This is a genomic window from Nonomuraea angiospora (assembly GCF_014873145.1).
In the GTDB taxonomy this organism is placed as follows: domain Bacteria; phylum Actinomycetota; class Actinomycetes; order Streptosporangiales; family Streptosporangiaceae; genus Nonomuraea; species Nonomuraea angiospora.
Window position 1 is genome coordinate 9,378,073 of the sequence record NZ_JADBEK010000001.1, and the last position, 15,387, is coordinate 9,393,459.

15 protein-coding genes and 1 tRNA gene are annotated in these 15,387 nt (G+C 68.9%); 8 read left to right on the top strand and 8 right to left on the bottom strand.

Annotation, left to right across the window (positions count from 1 at the left end):
* The first annotated feature begins 11 nt into the window (after positions 1–11).
* The 4 genes from H4W80_RS43255 (at position 12) to H4W80_RS43270 (ending at position 3,778) form a co-directional block, all read left to right on the top strand.
* Entirely contained in the window at positions 12–1,178 is a 1,167-nt protein-coding gene (locus H4W80_RS43255; RefSeq protein ID WP_192790362.1) for a family 2 encapsulin nanocompartment cargo protein terpene cyclase, read from the top strand.
* A 17-nt stretch (positions 1,179–1,195) separates the two neighbouring features.
* Positions 1,196–2,041, top strand: a complete 846-nt coding sequence (locus tag H4W80_RS43260; RefSeq protein WP_192790363.1) for a geranyl diphosphate 2-C-methyltransferase — start codon at positions 1,196–1,198, stop codon at positions 2,039–2,041.
* 76 nt (positions 2,042–2,117) lie between these two features.
* A complete protein-coding gene (locus H4W80_RS43265) occupies positions 2,118–2,624 on the top strand; it encodes a SigE family RNA polymerase sigma factor (protein WP_225963970.1) in 507 nt (168 codons plus the stop codon).
* A complete protein-coding gene (locus tag H4W80_RS43270) occupies positions 2,621–3,778 on the top strand; it encodes a hypothetical protein (protein WP_192790364.1) in 1,158 nt (385 codons plus the stop codon). Before H4W80_RS43265 ends, H4W80_RS43270 begins: the two co-directional genes overlap by 4 nt.
* A 37-nt stretch (positions 3,779–3,815) precedes the next feature.
* Here H4W80_RS43270 and H4W80_RS43275 read toward each other — a convergent pair whose 3' ends face one another.
* From H4W80_RS43275 to H4W80_RS43285, 3 genes are all read right to left on the bottom strand, one after another.
* Entirely contained in the window at positions 3,816–4,922 is a 1,107-nt protein-coding gene (locus H4W80_RS43275; RefSeq protein WP_192790365.1) for a WD40 repeat domain-containing protein, read from the bottom strand.
* Positions 4,919–5,425, bottom strand: coding sequence for a SigE family RNA polymerase sigma factor (locus tag H4W80_RS43280; RefSeq protein ID WP_192790366.1), 507 nt, complete (start codon positions 5,423–5,425; stop codon positions 4,919–4,921). The genes H4W80_RS43275 and H4W80_RS43280 overlap by 4 nt, the downstream gene beginning before the upstream one ends.
* Positions 5,426–5,548: 123 nt before the next feature.
* Positions 5,549–5,983, bottom strand: coding sequence for a CBS domain-containing protein (locus H4W80_RS43285; RefSeq protein ID WP_192790367.1), 435 nt, complete (start codon positions 5,981–5,983; stop codon positions 5,549–5,551).
* Between the two features lie 116 nt (positions 5,984–6,099).
* Between H4W80_RS43285 and H4W80_RS43290 the strand changes: the two genes are divergently transcribed.
* The 3 genes from H4W80_RS43290 (at position 6,100) to H4W80_RS43300 (ending at position 8,565) form a co-directional block, all read left to right on the top strand.
* Positions 6,100–6,447: a hypothetical protein gene (locus H4W80_RS43290; protein WP_225963971.1), complete on the top strand. Its 348-nt coding sequence runs from the start codon at positions 6,100–6,102 to the stop codon at positions 6,445–6,447.
* A 12-nt stretch (positions 6,448–6,459) separates the two neighbouring features.
* Positions 6,460–7,302: a universal stress protein gene (locus tag H4W80_RS43295; RefSeq protein WP_192790368.1), complete on the top strand. Its 843-nt coding sequence runs from the start codon at positions 6,460–6,462 to the stop codon at positions 7,300–7,302.
* A 222-nt stretch (positions 7,303–7,524) separates the two neighbouring features.
* Positions 7,525–8,565, top strand: coding sequence for a cellulose binding domain-containing protein (locus H4W80_RS43300; RefSeq protein WP_192790369.1), 1,041 nt, complete (start codon positions 7,525–7,527; stop codon positions 8,563–8,565).
* On the opposite strand, the gene H4W80_RS43305 is transcribed toward H4W80_RS43300, so the two are convergent.
* The 5 genes from H4W80_RS43305 to H4W80_RS43325 all read right to left on the bottom strand — a co-directional run bounded on the left by H4W80_RS43305 (position 8,562) and on the right by H4W80_RS43325 (position 11,207).
* A complete protein-coding gene (locus tag H4W80_RS43305) occupies positions 8,562–9,047 on the bottom strand; it encodes a YbaK/prolyl-tRNA synthetase associated domain-containing protein (protein ID WP_318787320.1) in 486 nt (161 codons plus the stop codon). The genes H4W80_RS43300 and H4W80_RS43305 overlap by 4 nt on opposite strands.
* Positions 9,037–9,342 carry an ArsR/SmtB family transcription factor gene (locus H4W80_RS43310; protein WP_318787321.1) on the bottom strand — a complete coding sequence of 102 codons (306 nt, stop codon included), beginning with the start codon at positions 9,340–9,342 and terminating at the stop codon, positions 9,037–9,039. Before H4W80_RS43310 ends, H4W80_RS43305 begins: the two co-directional genes overlap by 11 nt.
* A gap of 45 nt (positions 9,343–9,387) precedes the next feature.
* Positions 9,388–10,050, bottom strand: a complete 663-nt coding sequence (locus tag H4W80_RS43315) for an AIM24 family protein (RefSeq protein WP_185071157.1) — start codon at positions 10,048–10,050, stop codon at positions 9,388–9,390.
* Positions 10,051–10,124: 74 nt separating this feature from the next.
* Positions 10,125–10,784, bottom strand: coding sequence for a hypothetical protein (locus H4W80_RS43320; protein WP_225963972.1), 660 nt, complete (start codon positions 10,782–10,784; stop codon positions 10,125–10,127).
* Positions 10,785–10,817: 33 nt separating this feature from the next.
* Positions 10,818–11,207, bottom strand: a complete 390-nt coding sequence (locus H4W80_RS43325) for a response regulator transcription factor (protein ID WP_192790370.1) — start codon at positions 11,205–11,207, stop codon at positions 10,818–10,820.
* Between the two features lie 116 nt (positions 11,208–11,323).
* Between H4W80_RS43325 and H4W80_RS43330 the strand changes: the two genes are divergently transcribed.
* Positions 11,324–11,395: transfer RNA gene (locus H4W80_RS43330), tRNA-Arg, on the top strand.
* Positions 11,396–15,387: the final 3,992 nt, after the last annotated feature.

The window sequence follows — 15,387 nt, forward strand, 5'->3', positions numbered from 1 at the left end:
AGGGGCGCGTCATGCCCGAGATCGCAGCAGGTCCCACCGGTCTGGGCACCTCCGCGCTGCGCTTTCCGCTCTTCGACCGCCATCCCGTGCCACGGCCCGACGAACGGGACGGGCACGAGCCGCCCAGGCCCGCTCCGATGGACCCCGCGCAGGCGGCGCGCGGCGCCGCCTACCGCCACAGTCTCGCCCCGCTGCCCTACCGGGAACGGCAGTGGGGCGACGGGACCTATCCGCCGCTCTACTGCCCCGAGCTCGTCAGGAACGACCAGGCGCTGGCCGACGAGGTGGACCGGCGGCTGCTGGCGTGGGCGGAGCGGATCGGCCTGCACGAGGGGCGCATGGAGGAGTTCGGCGCGACCGGCTACGGGCGGCTGGCCATGCTCGCCCATCCCGACGCCGACGACCCCGACCTGCTGCTGATCGCGGCGCAGACGAACGCCGCCTGGTGGGCGGCCGACGACTACTACGCCGACGAGACCGAGCTGGGCGCCACGCCGACGGAGCTGCCGCCGCGCCTCGCCCTCGTGACCTCGGCCATGGACCCGCCTCCGCCCGCGGGCGACTACACGCGCCAGCTCGAGGAGGCGATCGAGGCCGACCCCGTCCTGGTCTCCCTGCGGTCGTCCGTCAGCCACATCACCCGCCACGCCACCCCGTCGCAGGTCATGCGGATCTGCAACATCACCTCCCAGATGTACGTGAGCTGGGCCGCCTACGCCGCCTGGCGCTACCTGGAGACGCCGCCGCCCGTGTGGCGCTACCTCGCGGCCCGGCAGCACGACAGCTTCTACACGTCCATGACGCTCATCGACATCGTGGGCGCGTACGAGCTGCCCGCCAATCTCTTCGCCGACAGGAGGTTCCACACTGCGCTCATGCAAGCGGGCACCGCCAGCGTCCTCGTCAACGACCTGCACTCCGTCGCCAAGGAGGCGGCCGACGAGCTGCCCGACTCCAACGTGATCCTGCTGATCGCCGCCGAGGAGGGCTGCCCCATCCGCGAGGCGACCGAACGCGCCGTGGCCATGCACAACGACTTCGTCAGAGGGTTCGAGGCCAGCCGGCGAGCGCTCGACGCCATCCCGTCCGTCGAGCTGAAGCGGTTCCTGCGCGGGGCGCAGGGCTGGATGGCCGGCTGCGTCGAATGGCACGACACCACCAGCCGCTACAAGTCCTAGAGAGAGGAGCATTGCCGATGACGGCCAGTCCCGTACTCAGCACCTACTACCAGCACTCCGTCGCCGACTACTGGAACACCGAGAAGAACCCGGTCAACCTCCGCCTGGGTGAGGTCGACGGGATCTACCACCACCACTATGGCGTCGGCGAGGTGGACTGGTCGGTCCTTGAAGGCCCGGAAGACACCCGCGAGAAACGCGTCATCGAGGAGCTGCACCGGCTCGAGCACGCGCAGGCCGACCTCCTCATCAGCCAGCTCGGCGCCCTGCGGCCGGAGCACCGGGTCATGGACGCCGGCTGCGGCCGGGGCGGCTCCAGCCTCCTGGTCAACCGCAGGTACGGCTGCCAGGTCGACGGCGTGTCCATTTCCGAGTCCCAGGTGGCCTTCGCCAACGAACAGGCGGAAAAGCGCGGTGTGTCCGACAAGGTGCGCTTCCATTTCCGCAACATGCTCGACACCGGCTTCGAGCCTGGATCGTTCCAGGCGATCTGGAACAACGAGAGCACGATGTACGTCGAGCTGTCGCTGCTGTTCGCCGCGCACGCCCGCCTCCTGAGCCGCGGCGGCCGGTACGTGTGCATCACCGGCTGCTACAACGACGCCTACGGCCTGCCCTCGCGCGCCGTGAGCCAGATCAACGCCCACTACATCTGCGACATCCACCCCCGTAGCACCTACTTCAAGGAGATGGCGGCCAACCGCCTCGTCCCCATCGACGTCATCGACCTCACCGCCGCGACCATCCCCTATTGGGAGCTGCGCGCCAAGACCCACCTCGCGACGGGGATCGAGCAGGCGTTCCTCGAGGCGTACAAGGACGGCAGCTTCCAGTACCTGCTCATCGCCGCCGACCGCATCTGACGGGGTGATGATTCCCCCTCCATTCAACAAATCCAGCGCCAGGTCCGTCTGAGGGGAGACGGATCACGGAAAGGCGATGTCAGTGGAAGACGACCCCCGGTTCGCGGAGTTCGTCGCCGAACGCGCCAACGCGCTGCTGCGCTACGGCTACGCCCTGAGCGGCAATCCGCACGACGCGGCGGATCTGGCGCAGGAGGCGCTGGTCAGGCTGCATCGCGCGTGGGCGCGGGTGCGCAGGAAGGAGGACCCGGAGCGCTACACCAAGGCGATCATGGCCAGGCTGCACATCAGCGCCTGGCGGCGGCGCCGCCGCGAGCAGCTCGCCTGGGCCCTGCCGGAGACGCCGATCGAGGACGTGCTGCCCTCCGACGCCGACCAGGAGCTCTGGCAGGCGCTCGAAGGGCTGCCACGCAAGCAGCGCGCCGTCCTCGTCCTGCGCTTCTATGAGCAGCTCCACGACGCTGAGATCGCCGGCGTCCTCGGCATCTCCCAGGGGACCGTACGCAGCCACGCGTCGCTCGGCCTGGCCAAGCTCCGTTCCGCGATCGCCCACCGTACGCCCGCGAGGAGGAGCGCCCCATGAGCACGGAGCTGGAAGACGACCTGAGCCGGGTGCTCGGCCGCGCGGCCGAGGGGGCGCCGCAGGCCCCGACCGGCTTCCCCGGCCGGATCGCGGCCCGCTCGCGCCGCCGCAGGACGCGTACGCGCACGCTGGTGGCGGCGGTCGCCGTGGTGGTCGTCGCGGGCGGGCTCGGCGTGACGCTGCGCGGCGCGGACGAGGCGCGACCCGCCCAGACCAGGTCACCCGACCCCGTCGAGCAGGTCTGGCCCGACGCGGTCTGGAAGATCCCCCGGCAGCTCCCGAACCTGCCGGGTTTCCGCCCGCTGATCTTCATCGACGATCGCACGGTGCTCCTGTGGACGCCGAAGAGCGACGGGCGGGCCGACGCGATTCACGCCTACGATCTCGGCACCGGCCGGACCCGGAAAATCGCGGACATTCCCTCCGCGAAGTGGGAGTACTCCTCCTACTTCGCGGTCGGCGCGGGCCGGATCGTCTGGCAGATGATCGACAAGAACGACCACACGCGATTCTGGTCGGTGCCGGTCTCCGGCGGGAAGCCCGCCGCCATCGACACCGGCGGCCCGGTCAGGGCGCGCAGCGAGAAGCTGGCCGTGGCCGGCGACCGGGTGGCGTTCTCACTCGTCGACGGCGGAGTCTTCACGTTCCCTTTGAGGGGCGGGAGCGTGACCCCCGTCGCCGGCGCGGAGCGGCACCACATCCTGCGCTGGCCGTGGGTGGCGACGCCGAGCGACTACAGGCAGGACCGCGAGTCCAGCTTCCGGGAGCTGCTCAACGCCGAGACCGGGCAGGCGAGCAACGCGGTCGTCCGGCCGGGGGAGAGGTACGTCAGGTGCGGCGTGACGACGTGCGTCGGCATGAGGCCCGACGACACGCGCTTCTACCGGCTGCGCGACGGCTCGCGCGAACGGGACCTGCCGGGCTCCCCGGTGCTCGGGCTGGGCGACGACCGGTTCCTGGCCGCCGATCCGCCTGGTGCCTCGGGCGGTCAGGTGCTGCTCGATCTGGCCACCGGCAAGCAGGGCGACCTGGGCCTGCGGCCGAGCGGCAAGGGCCGGATGACCGGGGTGGAGCCGAACATCCTCGACGGCGGCCTGGTGTCCTATCAGCTCAAGGACCAGTACATGATCATCGACCTGGCCAGGATCCGCTGATCTCCGCTCAGGGCGAGACGGGTCTCGCCCTGAGCCGCTACTTCCCGCTGGCCTTTCCAGGCAGGATCAGGCCGTTCATGCGCCCGTTGTCATAGTCGGCCAGGTGCCGGGCCTTTCCGGTTTGGATGTTGACCACGTAGGTGCTGTAGTGCTTGCTCCCGCTGACGATCACGACCTCGGACGGGCTCTGCCAGACGGTGGCGCCCTGGAAGCCGCTGTTCTTCGGCAGGCCGCGGACCGGCACCTTCCGCACGATCCGCCCGGTCTTGGCGTCGAGGACGGTGAGCGTCAGTTTTTTGCTCTTGTAGTCGTCGTAGTCGTGGGCGACCAGCGTGCGGCCGTCCGGAGCGATCTCGCTGAAGAGAATGAACGTGCCGTCGAAGCGCACCGGCTTGCCTCCGCCGATGACGGGCATCAGCCACATGTCGGTCTTGACGTAGCGGACCAGCTCGGCGATGCCGTCCTTGATGCTGATGATCTCGAACTTGTCGGGGACCCGCACCGTCTTGCCCGTGCGCACGTCGATCACCAGCCCGGTGTCCCTCTTGCTCCCCACGCGCGGATCGAAACCCACGTACCGGCCGTCGTCGGAGACGACGAGCTGGGTGCCGATCTGGATCTGCTCCTCCTTCACCTTGAAGGGGGAGGTCGTCACGGTGCCGGTCGTCAGGTCGCGGACCACGTGGGCCTGGGCCTCGCGGCTGTAGTAGGCGAGCATGCGCCCGTCCCGGCTGATCGCGATGGGGCTGTAACCGCCCTTGCGGGTGGATACCAGCGCCTGCGGCACCCGGTACGTCGTGCCGGCTCGGGTGACCACCCGCCATTCCTGGACGCGGCAGTTGATGACCTGCTGGTCCTCGGACACGTCGCAGGGCGTCTTGTACCCGTACTCGACCGCCCCCACCTTCCCGTCGGGAAGGTCGGCCACCGTGTCGGCACTTTGGGGGGCGGCCGGATAGGCGTCACGGGGCCAGACCACCGCCCCGACCGCCACCGACGCCACCAGCGCCGCGATGGTCGCGACGGTGGTCGCCGCCATCGTGGCGCGCCGCCTGCGCCGGTGACCGGCGATGGCCGCGTCGGCCAGGCTCACCAGCGGCGCCTCCTCCGCGAGACCGCTCAGCGCCTCGCGCAGCCTGGTCATCGAACTACCTCCTGAAGGTACGGGTCAGCCAGCTCCGGCGCGAGCGCGCGCAGGCGGGCGAGGGCATGGTGGGTCTGGCTCTTGACGGTGCCGATCGAGCAGCCGAGCGCTTCGGCCGTCTGCGCCTCGGTGAGGTCCTCCCAGTAGCGCAGCACGATCACCGCCCGCTGCTTGCGGGTCAGCTTGGCCAGCGCCTGGCGCAGGACGATCCGGTCGAGCGTGGCGTTGTCGTAGGAGGCGGCCCGCTCGGGCGGTGCGGCGCTCAGCACCTCGGGACGGGGACGGCGCCGCCAGGCGAGGTACTGGTTGACCAGGGCCTTACGCGTGTATGCCTCGGGATTGCCCTCCTTGGCGAGTTTGGGCCAGTGCTTCACGATCTTGGTCAGGACGCTCTGCAGCAGGTCCTCGGCGAGGTGGGCGTCCCCCACGAGCAGGTACGCGGTCCGCATCAGCGCTTGCTGGCGGGCGAGCACGAACTCGCGGAAGCCGTCGTCACGATCCAATGTGCTCTCTCCTCTCGCCCCTTACCAATGCCGGCCATGGGACGAAAGGTTGCACATCCGTCTCTGCTTTCACATGGTGAGGGGGCCCCGCTCTGGGACCCCCTCGCATCTGATAGATCGCGTTTACGCGGGTGCGTAGACGCGGTGGACGAACTCGGCGAGCTTGTTGTCCGGCAGCTCCTTCGCCAGATCGGCCTCGGAAACCATGCCCACGATCCGGTGGTTCTCGATCACGGGCAGCCGCTTGATCTGGTGCTGCTCCATCTTCTGCAGCGCCTCCTCGACGCTGCTGCGGGCCTCCACCCAGACCAGCCCGTGTGCGAGCTCGCTCGCGGTGGTCTGGTCGATGTCCTTGCCCTCGGCGCAACACTTGATCACGATGTCGCGGTCGGTGATGATCCCTTTGAGCCGGTCGTCGTCCCCGCAGATCGGCAACGCGCCGACTGAGAGGTCACGCATCATCTGCGCGGCCGTGCGGAGGGTGTCGTGTTCGCCGACGCACTGCGCTCCGCGGTGCATCACGTCCTGGACTGTCTTGTCGACTCCCGATGTGCCCATTTCTACCTCCTCCGAGAGGGGTCGAAGGAATCTTCAATCTGAGCCCTACCCCGCCTGCGGGAGATCGCACGAGGTTTGGCGAAGGCCCTGGGCGGTATGCTCCCATCAGGGGACATATGAAAAAGATCGCCGCTGTCGCAGGACTCGTGGTCATGGCCACGTCCGGCGTGACCGCCGCCTTCGGAGACGGTACCGCCCAACACGAAGTGAGTCAGCAGCAGTACGACACCCTCATCTCCCAGTGCCGCTATGCCGACCAGGGCAAGGCGAAGTGCCGTGAGGCGGTCAAGGAGATGTACCGCATCGGCAAATACGACAAGACGCTCGACTGTCGCACGTATTCCGGCGTGACCGTATGCGGCACGCTCAAGCTCAGTAAGGCCGAACGCCAGTGCGTTCGCGAGTCCGTCTCCGCGGGGCTGACGTACCGCCGCGCCGAGGTGGAGTGCTACGCCTTCACCTGAGGAGCCAGTTCCATGATCATCGTGGGCGTTGACGGCTCGAGAACCGGGCTGGACGCCGCCGGCTGGGCCGCCACGGAAGCGGCGCTGAGACAGGTGCCGCTTACCGTGGCGCACGCCGTTCCGAAGTGGGTGTGCGAGGAGGGCGACGGCCACTACGCCGAGGTCGGCCGGTGGCTGCGCGAGAGCGCGAGATCGGTGCTGGTCTCCGCACGGGACCGCGCGCTGCGGGAGCGGCCGCAGATCACGGTGGAGACCGTCCTGCTGCCGGGCGACCCCCGCTCCGCCCTGGTCAAGATCTCGGAGAACGCCGAGCTGCTGGTCACCGGCAGCCGGGGCGTCGGCGGCGTGCGCGGGCTGCTGGTGGGGTCCGTCGCGTACGGTGTCGCCGCGCACGCGGTCACGGACGTCGTCCTGGTACGCGCCCGCCCCTCGACCCCGCGCGGCGAGATCGTGGTGGGGGTCGACGGTTCCCCCGGGGGCGTGCGGGCGCTCGGCTTCGCGTTCGCCGAGGCGGAACTGCGCGGTACGAAGCTGCGCGCCGTACACGCGTGGGCCTGGCCGCATCCGAGCGGGTTCGAGCCGGCCGGCCGCGAGGGCGAGCTGGACCAGTCGCGTGAGCTGGACGAGCTGCTGGCGGGGCACCGGGAGCGGCATCCGGGGGTGGAGGTGGTGCCGGAGATCGTGCACGGCCACCCCGTCGAGGTGCTGCGGGAGGCGGCGGCCGACGCGGACCTGCTGGTGGTCGGCACGCACGGGCGCAGCCAGCTCGCCGGGATGCTCATGGGCTCGATCAGCCAGGCCATGCTCCACCACGCCCCTTGCCCGCTCGCCGTGATCCGCCGGGGCCGGGCCTGAAAGTCACCCGCCCACGCCTCCTGCCCGCCCGCCGGCACCGGGCCTGAAAGTCACCCGCCCACGCCTCCTGCCCGTGCGCCGTGATCCGCGGAGGCCGGGCCTGAAAGTTACACACCGATCCCGGCGTTCGCGCAGGTCGCCGCCCCGGGCGTGGCCCGCCGCCTTCCCGCCGTACCGGCGCCGTCCTTACGATCTGCGCAGGCTACGACGGGAGAGCAGACGATGCGCAGGACCAGCACCTTGCTGGCGGCGATGCTGGCGTTCGCCGCGGCGGTGTTATTCGCGACGACCACGCAGGCCAGCGGTGCCGCCGCCACCCGGATCATGCCCCTGGGCGACTCGATCACCGGCTCTCCGGGCTGCTGGCGGGCCCTGCTCTGGAACCGGCTCCAGAGCACCGGCCACACCAACATCGACTTCGTCGGCACCCTCCCGCCGCAGGGCTGCGGCGTCTCGTACGACGGCGACAACGAGGGCCACGGCGGCTACCTGGCCACCAACATCGCCAACCAGAACCAGCTGCCCGGCTGGCTCTCCGCGACCAAGCCCGACATCGTGCTGATGCACCTCGGCACGAACGACGTGTGGAGCAACATCGCGCCGGCGACGATCCTCAGCGCGTTCACCACGCTCGTGAACCAGATGCGGGCGAGCAACCCCAACATGAAGATCCTCGTCGCCAAGATCATCCCCATGAACCCGTCCACCTGCGCCGACTGCGGCCAGCGCGCCGTGAACTTCAACAACGCCATCCCCGCCTGGGCGGCCGCGACCACCACGCAGCAGTCGCCGATCACCGTGGTGGACCAGTGGACGGGGTTCAGCACGAGCACGGACACCTACGACGGCGTGCACCCGAACTCGGCCGGTGACCAGAAGATGTCCGACAAGTGGTACCCGCCCCTGGTGAACGCCCTGTCGGGGATCACCCCCACCGCGACGCCCACCGTCACCCCCACCACCGGGGGTGGCTGCACGGCGACGTACAAGAGCACCAACCAGTGGCAGGACGGCTTCCAGGGCGAGGTCACCGTCAAGAACACCGGCGCCTCGGCCATGAGCGCGTGGACGGTGCAGTGGACGTTCGCGAACGGGCAGCGGATCACCCAGCTCTGGAACGGCACGCTGAGCGCGAACGGCTCCGCGGTGACCGTGCGCAACGTGGCCTGGAACGGCTCGCTCGCGCCGGGGGCCTCGACCACGTTCGGCTTCACCGGCTCGTGGAGCGGCACGAACACCGCCCCCACGCCCACCTGCTCCTAGTTGAGGGTGATGGGTGCCACTCTGGGCTCGGCCAGCCGCACGTAGTCGTCGGTGGCCAGTGCGAGGGACCGGTCGAGCCTGGCGGCGTTGAAGTACAGCTCGGGCTGGTCGAGCAGCGTCGGGTCCGCGATCAGCTCGAGCCGGGGATCGTAGCTGAACGGGAGCACGGTCCCGCTCACGCTGCCGGCCAGCTCCTCGGCCTTGTCCTTGGCGGCGAAGGCCACGTACGTGCCGTCCAGCAGCGCCTTGACCGCCTGCAGGTCGAGCCGGGCGTCGCCGGGCACGACGGCCAGCACGTGGCGGGTCTGCTTCTTGCCGATCTTGACCATCACGACCAGGCACTTGGCGGCCTGCGCGACGTCGTGCCCGCGCAGGGCGCTGACCTGGTCGGTGCGTCCCTCCGGCGCGTGCTCGATCACCCGGTAGCGGGCGCCGGCGGCGTCCATGTCGGAGATCAGCCGCTCGTACAGCTCACCAGCCACTGCTCAACAACTCCTTCGCCGCGGCGATCCGATCCTCGTCGCGCTGGTAGAACACCCACTGCTTGATCTTCTTGCCGCGGATCAGGCCCGCCTTGGCGAGCACCTTGAGGTGCTCGCCGCAGGTGGGCTGGCTCACGCCGAGCTTCTCGGCGATGAAGAGCGAGCAGACTCCGTCGCGTACGAGGTCGCCGTCGCGCTGCGGCGGGAAGTGGCGCTCGGGATCGCGCAGCCAATCGAGGATCAGCAGCCGCTTGTCATTGGCCAGCGCCTTGACCAGATCGACGTCCAGAAGCACAAAGTCATTATGGCAATTAGCTAATTACCTGTCTAGCCGCCCGGCTCAGGACTGGGTGACGACGGGCGCCCCTTCGCTGGCCTGCACCAGCACGAACCCCTGCCCACTGAACGCCAGCTGCATGGCCTCCCCGCTGCCCCGCCCGATCAGCGCCCCCACCTTCACCGTCCGGTTGACGCCGACATGCAGCCCCGTGCTCCAGCACACGGCGGACTGGCCGTCGGCGTACGTGGGCATGCGGGCGGCATCGAGCAGCACCGGCGTGCCGTGCGTGGTCACCGCCACCCACCCGGTCCCGGTGACCGTCGTGTTGAACAGCCCGCCCGCCGCGATCCCGGCCCCCTGCACGCGCTGGATGTCCCAGGTGAGCTGCGGCTGGAACGCCAGCAGGTTGCGCCCGTTGACGGTGATCCCCTCGTTCTCCAGGTAGAACAGGTGGATGTCGTCGGCGTTGTCGGCGAGGTAGAGCAACCCCTCGCCGCGTACGCGCATGAGGGACGCGCCCTCGCCCGTCACGGCCTTCTTGAACAGCTTGCCGAGCCCGCCGCCCTCGTAGTCGAAGTCCATCTTCCCCTGGAAGGCGACCATGGAGCCCTGCTTGGCCAGGACCTCGTGTGGCAGCTGCACGCGCAGCATCTTGCCGTTCTGGAGCGCGAAGCCGGGTGGCAGCTGCTGGGACTCGAGATTGCCGAAAATGGAGCTACGCACGGTTGACCTTCCTAGGTTCGGGAGGAGACGCTACGGCCCACCGTACGCAAACTTTTCACAAAAGAAGCGGCGAGCTAGAACTGCCCCCGGGCCTCCTCGACCCACCCCAGCACGGTTGCCGCCCTCTCCGCCTCGGCGATCTCCGCGGCCTCATCCAGCACCGCCACCGCGTCCTCCCGCCGCCCCTCCGCGGCAGCGATATGTGCCAACCCCACCAGATTGGCCGCCACCCCGGTCATGAACCCGATCTCCCTGCGCAGCCGTACCGACTCCTCCAGCCGCTCGCGCGCCGCCGGCAGCCGTCCGGCCATGTGCTCGGCGATGCCCTGGTGGCGCAGGACGTACGAGAGCGTCAGCTTGTCGCCGGTCCGTGTCGCCAGCTCGTGGGCCCGCTCCAAGGCCGCCGCCGCGGGCGCCTCGTCCCCGCGGACGACCTGATGGAAGACCCCCACCCAGAGCAGCGCCTCACCCTCACCGCGGACATCCCCGACCGCCCGATAAAGCTCCGCCGCCCTCTCGAACAGCCCCAGCTCTTCGTCGCCCTGCCCGTCGCTCTGCCCATCGAGAAATCGGGCGTGCAAGACCCGCCCCCGCGCCAACGCCAGATCAGCCTCCACGCCGTCCAGCTCGCGATCGGCGGCCTCCAGCACGGCCACATCCCCGCCGAAAACGGCCCGGTCATAAAGCTCCCCGGCCCGCTCAAGCCGCCCGTCCACGCCCACCACTCCCATCATCGGATCCGGGGGAGCGAGGGCCTCGGGCCGCCCCTAACCCTTGCCGGCCGCCGTCGCCAGATCCCGTACGACCTGGATCAACTCGGCCGGATCGAACGGCTTGGTCAGATAGGCGTCGACCCCGATCCCCAACCCCCGCCGCCTATCATCGTCCTGCGCCCGCGCCGTGATCAACACCACCTTGATGTGCCTGGTGGCCTCCTCGGTCCGCAACCGCTGCGCCGTCGTCCACCCATCCAGGCACGGCATCATCACGTCCAGCGTGATGACGTCCGGCATGACGTCGAGCACGCGATCAAGGCAGTCCTGCCCATCGGTGGCGGTCGAGACCTCGAACCCCTCCAGGTTCAGGTTGACCGCGATGAGCTGCCGGATGACCTCGTCGTCGTCCACGACCAGTACTTTCCCAAGAACCTCGCCCACGGGCGCCAAGGTAACCTGTAGTGGGGTCGTCACGGGTGGTTTTCGCTGGATGTGTTCAAGGACCTTTATCGTGTGCCGAGTGGTGCCGGGATGCTGATAGCCTTATCACTCGTCGAGCCCCCTTAGCTCAGGGGATAGAGCACCGGCCTCCGGAGCCGGGTGCGCAGGTTCGAATCCTGCAGGGGGCACTCGATCTTGATCAGCGGTTCTGGCCGCTGACCAGGGCAAACATCGTACGAACGGGCGGGCCTCCAGTCTCATGGAGTCCCGCCCGTTCTCGTTGACGCTCGCTGGCTGTGGGCCAGTTGTGGGCCAGGATAGAGCTTCTGACCAAGCCTCGAACGGTGAGGTGGCGCCATGCCACCTGTGCTTTCCTCACATGCCGCACTACCTCAATGAAGGGCGGCGTGGGAGAGCGCCGCGACGCAGGGCCAGTGAGCAGCCGTACATCGACATCGGGCCTCAATGAAGAGCGGCGCTGGAAAGCGTCGGGAGGAGTCTCTACCGAGCCCTCGGTAGGGGTTTCCTCGACCTCGATGAAGGGCGCGCCCAAGAGGGCTGCGACACGATGACGCTGACGCAGCTGGTGCAGAGCACCGAGCCTCGATGAAGGGCGGCGCCCATGAGCGCCGCGACATCAGGATCTTCTTGGCCTGGACCACGTCGAACATGCCTCGATGAAAGGCGGCGCCCATGAGCGCCCCGACTCGGGTGGCGCTTCCCGCTTCTTCCCGACCTTCCGGCCTCGATGAAGGGCGGCGCCCAAGAGTGCCGCGACATAAGCCTCGCACGAACCCGATCAACCGCGAGGACTTGCCTCGATGAAGGGCGCCGCGACCTCCGCGGCCGTGTTAGTGAAGGTCGTCTCCTCCTTGCCTCGATGAAGGGCGACGCCCGTGAGCGCCGCGACCTGCGCATCAGATTCAGGAATGGTCAGGTGTACGGGCCTTGATGAAGGGCGGCGCCCATGAGCGCCGCGACATCACTGGAATGGGCACCACGTTCAACCTGCCCAAGCCTCGATGAAGGGCGGCACCCGAGAGCGCCGCGACGGTCAACGACCTAGGCGCTACGCCGCGCGACATGGCGCCTCAATGAAGGTGGCGCCCAGGAGCGCCGCGACCCGGTGACGTTGGGCTGTCATCTTTGCATATCCAGCCTCAATGAAGAGCGGCGCCCAAAAGCACCGCGACTGATCCAGCGTGGCGACGAGTGACGTGTCCAAATGCCTTGATGAAGGGGCTGGCGCCCAGGAGCACCACGACAGATCAAGAGGGAGGCAGGATGGTCAAGGTCGGACGGGGAGTTGCCTCGATGAAGGGCGGCGCCCGAGAGCGCCGCGGCCAGCAAGACGATTACTCTCTCTGTCGACTATGTGACGCCTCAATGAAGGCGGCGGTCAGGAGCGCCGCGACCGTCGCCGGGCCCGGCATCGACGGGTGACCCCAGATGCCTCGATGAAGGGCGGCACCGAAGAGTGCCGCGACACGCCCGGAACACACCGTTGTTGGCAAGGTCATCCCGCCTCGATAAAAGGCGGCACCCAAGCACCCCGCGACTCGGCCACCACCTGTACCGGGGCTGTACTGAGGGTGCCTCGATGAAGGGCGGCGCTCAGGAGCGCCGCAACGAGGACCCGGACCACGTCGGTGGCGCCCCACCGGTCGCCTCGATGAAGGGCGGCGCCCAAGAGCGCCGCGACATCGACATTGACCCTAGAGACGACGGCCTAGCGAAGCCTCGATGAAGGGTGGCGCCCAAAAGCGCCGCGACGGGAGCTGTCAACGCCCTCGTGGCGCTGCTGGTCGCGCCTCGATGAAGGGCGGCGCCTAAGAGCGCCGCGACCCCTGCGACAGCACCCGCACCGGGAAGATGTCGCACAGGCCTCGATGAAGGGCGGCGCCCGAGAGCGCCGCGACCCCCGCACGGCGCGCTGGCCAACAACAGCGCCGTGCCTCGATGAAGGGCGGCGCCCAAGAACGCCGCGACCCCGGGGAATCTCCCTGCTCGGAGACCTGCATAGAGGCCTCGATGAAGGGTGGCGCCCAAGAGCGCCGCGACGCGAGTACGGGCCCGGACCGGGTTGGTGGTCTGCCTGCCTCGATGAAGGGCAACGCCCAGGAGCGCCTTGACCGGGCGACGCCAGCTTCCCGTACGATCTTCGCCACGCCTCGATGAAGGGCGGCGCCCATGAGCGCCGCGACTGCAGATTGCCGTCAACCAGCTGGAGATCCAGTCCTCGCCTCGATGAAGGGTGGCGCTCAGGAGCGCCGCGAAGTCTGCGACTCGATCGGCTGCCCAAGCGTGGACAGGCCTCGATGAAGGGCGGCACCCAAGAGCGCCGCGACATCCTCGGTTGGAAGACGCGGGAGATGGTCGACCAGCCTCGATGAAGGGCGGCGCCCGAGAGCGCCGCGACGAGGGCCGGGTTGGGACGGTCCCACGGCTGGGCATGCGTCGATGAAGGCGGGACCTGGGAGCGTCGCGACATGACTCGCGCTCGTTGCCGTACTTCAGGCCGATCTCGCCGCCTCGATGAAGGGCGGCGCTACACGAGCACCGCGACGTTGACGGCGTCAAAATGGTCGAAGACGACCAAATCCTGCCTTGATGAAGGGCGGCGCCCAAGAGCGCCGCGACCTCGGCCCGCTGGCTGGGTTCATCTTCGCCGTTTTCGTGCCTCCATGAAGGGTGGCGCCCAGGTGCACGGCGGCGGCTTGAGGGGAGGGTTGTAGCCGAGCGCCGGATAGCCTCGATGAAGGGTGGCCCAAGCCGCGACGAGAACTCCGCGGCCACGAGGTGACCGACGTCGCCATGCCTCGATGAAGGGCGGCGCTCAAGAGCGCCGCGACTCCCAGTTTGGCAAGTGCCGCTCCGAGCGAGCGGAAAGTGCCTCGATGAAGGGCGGCCCCCCAAGAGCGCGCGACTGAGGCCGACTACCTCATCCGCGGCCACGCCGACGGGCCTCGATGAAGGGCGGCGCCAAGGAGCGCCGCGACATCCAGGATTTGGCGGCGACGTACTCCTCCCAGGTGCCTCGATGAAGGGTGGCGCCCAGGAGCGCCGCGACAGCTGCTTGACCTTCGGGTCGCCGCCCTTTTTGTCGCCTCGATGAAGGGCGGCGCCCATGAGCGCCGCGACAACACCACCCGCTACACAGCACAGACCGCTGGCTGGCCTCGATGAAGGGCGGCTCTGAGTTAAGCGCCGCCATTTTCTGGGCATCACGCAGACGCCCGGCATTCGGACGCCTCGATGAAGGGCGGTGCCCAGGAGCGCCGCGACCTCCGCGGCCGTGTTGGTGAAGGTCGCCTCCTCCATGCCTCGATGAAGGGGCGGTGCCCAAGGGCGCCGCGACCCGGCGAGGATCACCGACAGAGGGTTGACGGTGCCGCCTCGATGAAGGGCGGCGTCCAAGAGCGCCCCGACCGGGGCGGCCGTGCTCGCGCTGGCCGAGCAGATCGGGCCTCGATGAAGGGCGGCGCTGGGGAGCACCGCGACACCGGACTGGTGTCCAAGATGGGAGAGCGGATCGTGCCTGGATGAAGGGCGGCGCCTAGGAACGCCGCGACCCAACCTCGGGGCCGGCACCAACGGAGACGAGATGCCTCGATGAAGGGCGGCGCCCAAGAGCGCCGCGACCTGTAGTAGCCGTAGACCGCCGCCGTGGGGTATCCGGCGCCTCGATGAAGGGCGGCGCTCGAAAGCGCCGCTACTAGTCACCTATCCGCTCGCGACCATGGCGCACGTCCTGCCTCGATGAAGGGCGGCGCCCACGAGCGCCGCGACGTCTGCCACGTGTATCGCAACGGCGTCATCTGGGGCACGCCTCGATGAAGGGCGGCGCCCAAGAGCGCCGCGACCTGGCAGGCCAGTCCAGGGGCTACGTCCGCAATCGGCCGCCTCGATCAAGATCCTGGGCCGTGATCCGGCAGCCATCCTGCCTCGATGAAGGCCGGCGCCCAGGAGCGCCGCGACTGTACGACATTCTGCGCGAGCGGATTGAAACCGGCGTGCCTCGATGAAGGGGCGGCGTCCAGGAACGCCGCGACTACCTACAGCGCGGCGACTCCGGCAACCTGAGCGTGCCTCGATGAAGGGCGGCGCCCAAGAGCGCCGCGACACGCCCCAGACGACGCCCGGCGGAAACGCGAAGAAGCCTCGATGAAGGGCGGCGCTG

Coding starts and splice junctions, on each gene's coding strand:
- H4W80_RS43270 (WP_192790364.1), top strand. CDS start 2,621: ATGAGCACGGAGCTGGAAGACGACCTGAGCCGGGTGCTCGGCCGCGCG.
- H4W80_RS43260 (WP_192790363.1), top strand. CDS start 1,196: ATGACGGCCAGTCCCGTACTCAGCACCTACTACCAGCACTCCGTCGCC.
- H4W80_RS43265 (WP_225963970.1), top strand. CDS start 2,118: ATGTCAGTGGAAGACGACCCCCGGTTCGCGGAGTTCGTCGCCGAACGC.
- H4W80_RS43295 (WP_192790368.1), top strand. CDS start 6,460: ATGATCATCGTGGGCGTTGACGGCTCGAGAACCGGGCTGGACGCCGCC.
- H4W80_RS43320 (WP_225963972.1), bottom strand. CDS start 10,784: ATGATGGGAGTGGTGGGCGTGGACGGGCGGCTTGAGCGGGCCGGGGAG.
- H4W80_RS43275 (WP_192790365.1), bottom strand. CDS start 4,922: ATGACCAGGCTGCGCGAGGCGCTGAGCGGTCTCGCGGAGGAGGCGCCG.
- H4W80_RS43255 (WP_192790362.1), top strand. CDS start 12: ATGCCCGAGATCGCAGCAGGTCCCACCGGTCTGGGCACCTCCGCGCTG.
- H4W80_RS43290 (WP_225963971.1), top strand. CDS start 6,100: ATGAAAAAGATCGCCGCTGTCGCAGGACTCGTGGTCATGGCCACGTCC.
- H4W80_RS43285 (WP_192790367.1), bottom strand. CDS start 5,983: ATGGGCACATCGGGAGTCGACAAGACAGTCCAGGACGTGATGCACCGC.
- H4W80_RS43300 (WP_192790369.1), top strand. CDS start 7,525: ATGCGCAGGACCAGCACCTTGCTGGCGGCGATGCTGGCGTTCGCCGCG.